This window comes from Microbispora sp. KK1-11, from assembly GCF_006874435.1.
Lineage (GTDB): Bacteria > Actinomycetota > Actinomycetes > Streptosporangiales > Streptosporangiaceae > Microbispora > Microbispora catharanthi.
Map to the genome: position 1 here is coordinate 1 of NZ_VIRJ01000122.1, position 630 is coordinate 630.

Annotated in this window: 1 protein-coding gene; it reads left to right on the plus strand. The window is 67.9% G+C overall.

Going from position 1 to position 630, the window contains the following annotated elements; genetic code table 11:
- Positions 1-9: 9 nt before the first annotated feature.
- Positions 10-630, plus strand: a 621-nt coding sequence (locus tag FLW16_RS43020; RefSeq protein ID WP_260616219.1) for a FadR/GntR family transcriptional regulator, incomplete at its 3' end; no start/stop codon positions are given.

The window sequence follows — 630 nt, forward strand, 5'->3', positions numbered from 1 at the left end:
GGCGACCGCATGCCGACCGAAAACGACCTGGCCCGCCAGCTGGGCACCAGCCGCACCGTCGTCCGCGAAGCCGTGAAGATCCTGTCCGCACTCGGCCGGGTACGCGCCCAAAAAGGCCGGGGCCTGTACGTCGCCGACGACGAGGGAATGCTCGGCACCGGACGAATGGCCTCCGTCTTCCTGCCCACCGACCTCGACCACATCTACATGCTGTTCGAGTTCCGCCGCACCCAGGAAACCGAGACCAGCCGCCTCGCCGCCCGCCGCGCCACCCCCGCCGAACTACGCGCCATCGAAGAAGCCGCCACCGTCTGCCGCCACGGATTCGAAACCGGACGCGAAGACCTGTTCAACCAGGGCGACGACACCTTCCACACCGCCATCGCCACCGCCTCACACAACATGTTCCTCCAGATCGCCGTACGCGAAGCCCGCCGCCTGCAGGCACAATCCAGCCTCATCGGAATGCGCGGCTCGGTCGGCGGCCACGCCGCCAAAGCCGTCGAAGAACACGACGCCATCTACCAGGCCATCCGCGCCGGCGACCCCGAAGCAGCCGCCCACGCCGCCGCCACCCACATCGACAACACACTCGACGACTACCGCAGAGAGATCCAGCAGCGCCTGTTC